Annotated in this window: 1 protein-coding gene; it reads left to right on the forward strand. The window is 68.1% G+C overall.

Annotated elements, in window-relative coordinates; all coding sequences use genetic code 11:
* Nucleotides 1-99 precede the first annotated feature (99 nt).
* Nucleotides 100-1751 (forward strand): DEAD/DEAH box helicase (locus G6020_RS08365; protein WP_182610308.1); only part of this gene is annotated, 1652 nt, incomplete at its 3' end.

A 1751-nucleotide genomic window follows, 5' to 3' on the forward strand; every position in this document is an offset into this window, starting at 1 on the left:
GTGGAGCAGGCGGACCAGCGCACGCCCCGCAGGGGCGAGTCGGTGGACCGCGCGCCCGACGCCGACGCCGGCGACGGTGACGCGATCACGTTCGCCGACATGGGGCTGGCCCCGGCCGTCGCCCAGGCGGTCAAGGACGTGGGGTACGAGGTCCCCTCCGCGATCCAGGCCGCCATCATCCCGATGGTGATGGCGGGCCGTGATGTCGTGGGGCTGGCACAGACGGGCACCGGCAAGACCGCGGCCTTCGCCCTGCCGATCCTCTCACTCATCGACCCGGCGGTGAAGAGCCCGCAGGCGCTCGTTCTGGCGCCCACCCGTGAGCTCGCGCTCCAGGTCGCCGAGGCGTGCATCACTTACTCCGCCAACATGCCGCAGGTCAACGTGCTCCCGATCTATGGCGGTCAGGCCTACGGGATCCAGCTGTCCGGTCTGCGGCGGGGTGCGCAGATCATCGTCGGTACGCCCGGCCGCGTGATCGACCACCTCAAGAAGGGCACGCTCGATCTGTCGGGTCTGCGCCATCTCGTCCTCGACGAGGCCGACGAGATGCTGGCGATGGGCTTCCAGGAGGACGTCGAGCGGATCCTCTCCGACACCCCGGAGACCACGCAGGTCGCCCTGTTCTCGGCGACCATGCCCTCCGCCATCCGGCGCATCTCGCAGAAGTACCTCACCGACCCGGCGGAGGTGAAGGTCGCCTCCAAGACCTCCACCGCCCCGAACATCCATCAGCGCTACGTCCTGGTCAATCACCGGGACAAACTCGACGCCCTGACGAGGATCTTCGAGGTCGAGGATTTCGACGCGATGATCCTGTTCGTCCGGACCAAGTCGGCCACGGAGGAGCTCGCGGAGAAGCTTCGGGCGCGCGGGTTCTCTGCTGCGCCGATCAACGGCGACATCCCGCAGAATCTCCGGGAGCGGACCATCGAGGCACTCAAGGACGGTCGGACCGACATCCTGGTGGCCACGGACGTGGCCGCACGTGGTCTGGACGTGCCCCGTATCAGCCACGTGGTCAACTACGACATCCCGCACGACACCGAGTCGTACGTGCACCGGATCGGCCGTACGGGCCGCGCCGGCCGCAGCGGGCAGGCGCTGCTGTTCGTCACCCCGCGGGAGCGTCGCATGCTCTCCCAGATCGAGCGGGCCACGCGTCAGCCGCTGACAGAGATCCAGCTCCCGAGCGTGGATGATGTCAACGAGATGCGGATGGCGAAGTTCGGGCAGTCGATCACCGAGAGCCTCGATGATCCGAACCTGGCGATGTTCCGCCGGCTGGTGGAGGAGTACGCCAACGAGCACTCCGTCTCGATGGCCGACATCGCCGCCGCACTCGCCACGCAGTCCCGCAATTCCGCCGACTTCCTCATGCGAGAGCCGGAGCGTCCCGCGCGACGTGAACGGCAGGACAACCCGCGTGACACCCGGCGGGATGACCGGCGCGAGCGGCCGGGCCGCGACTTCTCGGACGGCCCCCGTCCCTCGCGCACGGGCAAGGACATGGCCCAGTACCGGATTGCTGTGGGCAAGCGGAACAACGTCAAGCCGGGATCCATCATGGGCGCCCTGGCCAATGAGGCCGGACTCAGTGGCGGCGACATCGGACGTATCTCGATCCGTTTCGATCACTCGATCGTCGAACTCCCGGCGGGTCTGTCCCGGGATCAGATCGAATCGATGCGCGGGATCCGGGTCGCCGGTTCGGAGATCGACATCCGACCGGACTCCGGTCCGCCCGCCGG

It is taken from the genome of Dietzia sp. B19 (assembly GCF_014145155.1).
Classification (GTDB): Bacteria; Actinomycetota; Actinomycetes; order Mycobacteriales; family Mycobacteriaceae; genus Dietzia; species Dietzia natronolimnaea.